At 73.9% G+C, this 6,349-nt stretch carries 1 protein-coding gene and 1 pseudogene; one reads left to right on the top strand and one right to left on the bottom strand.

Annotated elements, in window-relative coordinates:
- The first annotated feature begins 99 nt into the window (after positions 1–99).
- Entirely contained in the window at positions 100–822 is a 723-nt protein-coding gene (locus tag F3J10_RS33775; protein ID WP_025098255.1) for a PP2C family serine/threonine-protein phosphatase, read from the top strand.
- A gap of 126 nt (positions 823–948) precedes the next feature.
- Here F3J10_RS33775 and F3J10_RS33780 read toward each other — a convergent pair.
- Positions 949–6,349, bottom strand: a pseudogene (locus tag F3J10_RS33780) (amino acid adenylation domain-containing protein); the annotation flags it as partial.

The following is a 6,349-nucleotide window of genomic DNA, read 5'->3' on the forward strand; positions in this document are numbered from 1 at the left end:
GCTGCCGGGCTGCGAGGCGGCGCGCGAGGCGCTGGCCGCGCACGCCGGCCTCGCCAGTGCCTCGGCCGGCTGGCCGCTCGCGGTAGTGGAGGTGCAGGCATGACCCATTCCTATGTTTCCGCCGGCCATACCGAGACCGGCAAGGTGCGCCGCCGCAACGAGGACGCGATCCTGGTGCGAGACGACCTCGGCCTGTGGGTGGTGGCCGACGGCCTGGGCGGCCACGCGGCGGGCGACTACGCCAGCGCGCTGATCGTCGAGCGGCTCGGCGCGCTGACCCGCGACGGCGACGTTCATGAATTCGCGATCGCGGTCGAGGAGGCGCTGCAGCAGGTCAATCTCGAGCTGCGCGCCGAGGCGCTCGCGCGGCAGGTCGACGTGATCGGCTCGACCGTCGCGCTGCTGATCCACGATCCGGCCTTCGTGCTGTGCGGCTGGGTCGGCGACAGTCGCGTCTACGTCGGCGAGCAAGGCGGCTTCGCCCAGCTCACGCGCGACCATGTGCATGGCCAGCCGGTCGACATCACCCATGTACGCGGCCTGCCGGCGCCGCCCTCGGCCGGCGCCGGCGTGCTGACGCGCGCGGTCGGCGTGGAGGACGTGCTGTTCCTCGACTGGGCCGTGGCCGGCAGCCGGGCCGGCACCGAATTCCTGCTCTGCTCGGACGGGGTCAACAAGGAACTCGGCGACGAGGAGCTCGCCGTGCTGTTCGGCGAGCCGGCCACGCCCCGGCAGCGCGTCGATCGCCTGTTCGAACTGTCGATGTCGCGCCGCGCGCGCGACAACATCTCCGCCGTGATCGTGCGGCTCGAAGCTCCGTGAAAGATTCCCGATGAACGATCCTCACGCCCTCCTGAACGCCGGCCGCCTGCAATGGCAGCGGCTGGTCGATTTCGTCGAACGCGCCATGCATCGCGGCAAGCCGGCGCTGCCCTCGGCCGCGCCGCGCGCCACCGGCAGCGGCGCCTGCGCCGGCAACGCGCGCAGGTAGTCGCGCCAGAAATCCAGCAGGGCCGGTTCCTCGCGGGACAGCGCCTGCTGCGCCCAGACGCTGTAGTCGCGATACTGCACCGCCAGCGGCGCGAGCCGCGCGGCCCGCTGCTCGCGATGCGCGGCATAGGCTTCCAGCAGGTCGGCGAGGAACACCTCGGCGGACCAGGCATCGACGACGATGTGGTGGAAGCTGGCCGCCAGCACCGCGCTGTCGGCGGCGGTCTGGATCAGCGCGAGCCGGTACGGGCGGCCCGCGGCCAGGTCGAAGGGCTCCTTGGCCATGCGCGCGAGATGGTCGCGCACGAAGCCATCCAGCATCGAGGCCGGGTTGCCGCTCAGGTTCATCTGCAGCAGGTCGGCGTCGGCCGCCACGAGCGTGGCCGCGTCCTGCGCGGCGGGCACGATCTGGCGCGGCCCTTCGTCGGTCTCGACGATGCGGGTGCGCAGGATCGCGTGGCGCGCCACGGTATCGATCAGCGCCGCGCGGAACGCGGCCGCATCGAGCGTGCCGCTCAGGCGCAGCGCGCCCACCACGTTGTGGCCGACATGCTCGCGATGGAAGCGCTGCGCGAGCCACAGCCGATGTTGCAGCGGCGCGAGCGGGATCGCCGCGTCGGCCGGGGCGAGCGGGATGCCCGCCGGGCGCGCGGCATCGTCGTCGAGCCGTTGCGCCAGTGAAGCCAGGTCCTGGGTCATGAAGAAGTCCTTCAGGGCAATCGCGCGGCCGAGTCGTGTCTCGATCGCCGCGACGGCGCGCGCGGCCAGCAGCGAGTGCCCGCCGAGCGCGAAGAAATTGGCGTGGGCGTCGTCGACGCGCTCGCCGAGCAGTTCGCTCCAGATCGCCGCCAGCGCGCGTTCGGTGTCGGTGGCCAGCGGCGTGCGGGCCGCTTCGCCCTCCCCGCCCGTTTCAACCGAAGCGCGCGGCGCGGGCAGCGCCGTGTAGTCGACCTTGCCGTTGCGCGTGAGCGGCAGCGCGTCGAGCTCGACCACGTGCGTCGGCACCATGAAGGCCGGCAGCTTCGCGGCCACCGCCTGCTTGAGCCACGCGGCGCGCGCGGCCGGCGTGCCGGCGATGTCGGTCGATGCGGCGTCGAACACCACGTAGGCGACCAGTTGCAAGCCCGCCTGCGCATGCTGGTGCGTGCCCACCACCGCGTCGTAGACGCCCGCCTCGCCCTTGATCGCGTGCAGGATCTCGCTCGGCTCGATGCGATGGCCGCGGATCTTGAGCTGGTCGTCGGCGCGGCCGAGGTAGTCGAGTTCGCCCGCCGCGTTCCAGCGCACCAGGTCGCCGCTGCGATACAGCCGGGCGCCGGCCTCGCTCGAGAACGGATCGGCGATCAGGCACGCCTGCGTGAGCGCCTCGTTGCCGCGATAAGCGCGCATCAGCGAAGCCCCGCCGACGTGCAGCTCGCCCGCCAGGCCGCGCGGCAGCAACTGGCCGTGACGGTCGAGCACCAGCGCCTGCACGCGATCGATCGCGGTGCCGATCGAGGGCGCTGCCTGCCGCGCGTGCGGCGTTTGCGCCGGCACTTCCGTGGCGGTCGCCACCACGCTGTTCTCCGACGGGCCGTAGTGGTTGAACAGCCGGTAGCCGGCGCCGGCCGGCGCACGGCGCGTGAGCCGCTCGCCGCCGGTCAGCAGGTAGCGGAACGCCGGCGTGCCGCGCCAGCCGTCGGCCAGCACCGCGTGCGCGAGCGGCGTGGCCACGAAGGCGTGGGTGATGCCGGCCGCGGCGAACCAGGCCGTCAGCTCGCGCGAGGACTGGCGCGCCGCCTCGGGCGCGAACCAGACGCTGGCGCCGGTGGCCAGGTACGGCCAGATCTCCCAGACCGCCGCGTCGAAGCCGACGCCGGCCGTCTGGCTGGCGCGCGTCGTACGCGGCGCCTCGTGCAGCGCATAGGCGCGCGCGTGCCAGTCGCAGAGATTGGCCAGGCCGCGATGCGGGATCTCCACGCCCTTGGGCGTGCCGGTGGTGCCCGAGGTGTAGACCAGGTAGGCCAGGTCGTCGAGCGCGACGGCGACGTCGAGATCCTCGCCGTCCAGGCCGGCGGCCTCGGCGACCAGCGTGTCGAGCTCGAGCGCGGCCACGCCGGCCGGCAGCGTTTCGGGCGCCGTGCCGGCCTCCACCAGCAACTGTTGCGCGCCGCAATCGGCGACGATGCGCGCGCGACGCGCCTCGGGATAACGCGGGTCGATCGGCACATAGGCGGCGCCCAGCTTGAGCACGGCCAGCGCGGCCAGCGCGAAGCCGGGCCCCGGCGACAGGCACAGCGCGACGGCTTCGCGCGGCACCGCGCCGAGCGCGCGCAGGCGGCGCGCCAGGCGATTGGCCTGGGCGTTGAAGGCGCCATAGGCAATGCCTTGCGCGGCATCGGCGCCCGTCACGGCGAGCGCTTCGGGATGCAGGCGCGCGATCCGCTCGAGGTGGTGATGGATCGGTTCGCCGGACAGCACGCCGGTCTCGCCGAAGCCGAAGCCGAAGCCACGGCCGAGCGCGAGCAGCGCCTCGGCCGCGCCGGCGTCGACCACCCGCGTCTGGGCCGGCGTCAGCTCGGGCGCCGCGACCACCTGTTCGAGCAGCAGGCGATAAGTGTCGAGCAGCAGCGTCGCGCGCTCGCGGTCGAAGGCCGAGAGGCGATGGTTCAGCGCGATGCGCATCGCCTCGCCCTCGGCGCGGCAGCGCAGCGTGAGGTCGAACTTGGCGCTGCGGTCGGCGCGCCGCTCCAGCGCGAGCGTCGCCGCGCCGAAGCCGATCGCGCCGAACTCGCGCTCCTCGTAGTCGAACATGGCGCGCACCAGCTCGCCCGCCTCGCCCGCGCGCTCCACGCCGGCCAGCTCGACCATCTCGCCGTAGCCGAGCCGCGCATGGCGCCAGGCCGCCACGCTGGCCTCGCGCCAGTCGTGCAGTTGACGCGCGAAAGGCGTGCCGTCGCCGATCGTCACGCGCAGCGGCAGCACGTTGACGAACATGCCGATCATCGCCGCCGTACCCGGCACGTCGCGCCCCGCGTAGGCGGTGCCGACCAGCACCTCGGGCTCGCCGCCCAGGCGCGCCAGCAGCAGGCCATAGGCGGCCAGGTAGACGGTGGACTCGCTGACGCCCTCGCGCGCGGCCATCGCGCGCACTGCCGCGGCCAGTTCGCGCGGCAGCTCGGCGGCGACTTCGTCGCCCGGCGCCGTATCGATATCGCCGGCCTCGACGGCTTCGGCCTGCCGCGCCGCTTGCGGCAGGCGCAAGGCGGCCAGCCCGTCAGGCGCGAGGCCCGTCAACTGCTCGCGCCAGAACGGCAGCGCGGCGGCTTCGGCGGCCTGCGCCTCGGCCGAGCGGCTCCAGGCCGCATAATCACGGTATTGCAGCGCGGTTTGCCCGGCAGCCGTTTCGGCAACGAGCGTCGCGCCCAGGGCACCGCGCCGTGCGATCTCGTCGAGCAGGATCGCCACCGAACGGCCGTCGGCGATCAGGTGATGCAGGCTCAGCAGCAGATAAGCCTGGTCTGCCGCGAGCGGCAGCCAGCCCGCGCGCAGCAGCGGCCCGTCGGCCAGATCGAAACGACGCGACTGGAAGGCCTCGATCGCCGCCTCCACGCGCGTCTCGCGCGCGGTCGACGCGAGACCGTCGAGCTCGACCGACAGCCGCTCGATCGTGAACGGCCCGGCCGCGCGCACTTCCTGTACCGGCAGGCCGTCGCGCAGCGGGAAAACGGTGCGCAGCGCCTCGTGCTCGGCCACCAGCGCCGTCAGCACCTGCTCCAGGCGCTCGAGATCGAGCTCTCCTTGCACGCGCAGCGCGCCGCCGACGTGGTAATCGGTGCTGGCCGGGTCGTAGCTCTGCAGCAGCCAGATGCGCTGCTGGGCCGGGCTCAGCGGCACCGGCAGGCCCGGCTCGACACGCGCCAGCGCCACCGGCGCGGCACGGCCGGCCGCTTCGCGCAGATGCGCGGCCAGCGAGGCCACCGTGGCATGCGTGAACAGATCGGCGATCGCCACCGTCACGCCGAAACGCTCGCGCAGCGCCTCGGCCAGCTTCGCGACCAGCAGCGAATGGCCGCCGAGCGCGAAGAAATCCTCGTCGGCACGCGGCGTCACGCCGCCGAGCAGCTCGCGATAGCAGGCGGCCACGCCCTGCTCCACTTCGTCGGCGAACAGCGCTCCCTCGGCCGGGCTTGCCGGCGCGGCGTCCAGCGACGGCAGCGCGCGGCGGCTGACCTTGCCGTTCGCGTCGAGCGGCAGCGTGTCGAGCAGCACATAGGCGGCGGGCCGCATGTAGGACGGCAGCCGCGCCTCGACGAAGGCGCGCAGCGCGGCCTCGTCCAGCGCGGCGCCCGCTCCGGCGCGCGGCGCGACATAGGCGGCCAGCAGCTTCCCGGCCGCGGCGCGCTCGAAGGCCAGCACCTTGCATTGCCCCACCGCCGGATGCGCGGCGATCACCGCCTCCACCTCGGCCGGCTCGACGCGGAAGCCGCGGATCTGCACCTGGTCGTCGGCGCGGCCGATGAAGTGGATGCGCCCGGTTTCGTCGAGCCGCACCACGTCGCCGGTGGCATAGAGGCGCGTGCCGGCCGCCTCGCCTTGGGGCGCCAACACGAAGCGCTCGGCGCTCAGCTCGGGGCGCCCCAGGTAGCCGGCGGCCAGCCCGGCGCCGCCCACGTAGAGCTGGCCGGCCACGCCGAGCGGCACGGCGCGCAGCGCCGTATCGAGCACGTGCAGCCGCTGGCCGCGGATCGGCCGGCCGATATCGGGCAGCGCGGGCGCGCCTTCGGTCGAATCATCCGCGGCAACCTCGCCGGCCGTGGTGACCACGCTGTTCTCGGTCGGGCCATAGGCGTTGACGAGCCGGTACGCGGCGCCGGGCACGGCGCGCGACTTCAGTTGATCGCCGCCAGTGAGCAGCACGCGCAGCGCGCGCGGCGCGGCGCCGGTGGCCAGGAAGGCCTCGGCCAGCGGCGTGGGCAGGAAGGCATGGCTGATCGCCTCGGCATCGAGCCATTGCGCCAGCGCGGCCGCGTCGTGGCGCAGCGCGGCGGGCGGTTCCACCAGGCTCGCGCCCGCGCACAGCGCCGGCCAGATCTCCCAGACCGCCGCGTCGAAGCCCGGGCCGGCCAGCATCGCCACGCGCGAGCCCGCATCGAGCCCGAAGGCCTCGACATGCCAGTCCACCAGGTTGGCGAGGCCGCCGTGCGGCACCAGCACGCCCTTGGGCTGGCCGGTCGAGCCGCTGGTGTAGATGCAGTAGGCGATGTCGTCCGCGCGCGGGGCGACGGCCGGCAGCGCTTCGCCAGCGCCGGCGGCATCGAGATGCGCGTCGACTACCATCACGCGCGCCGCCGCCGTGGCCGGCACGCGCGCGGCGTCG

The organism is Burkholderia sp. Cy-637 (genome assembly GCF_011753175.1).
GTDB classification, from domain to species: Bacteria; Pseudomonadota; Gammaproteobacteria; order Burkholderiales; family Burkholderiaceae; genus Burkholderia; species Burkholderia gladioli.

Bases quoted from the DNA above. Each gene is read 5' to 3' on its own strand.
- F3J10_RS33775 (WP_025098255.1), top strand. From the start codon at position 100: ATGACCCATTCCTATGTTTCCGCCGGCCATACCGAGACCGGCAAGGTG.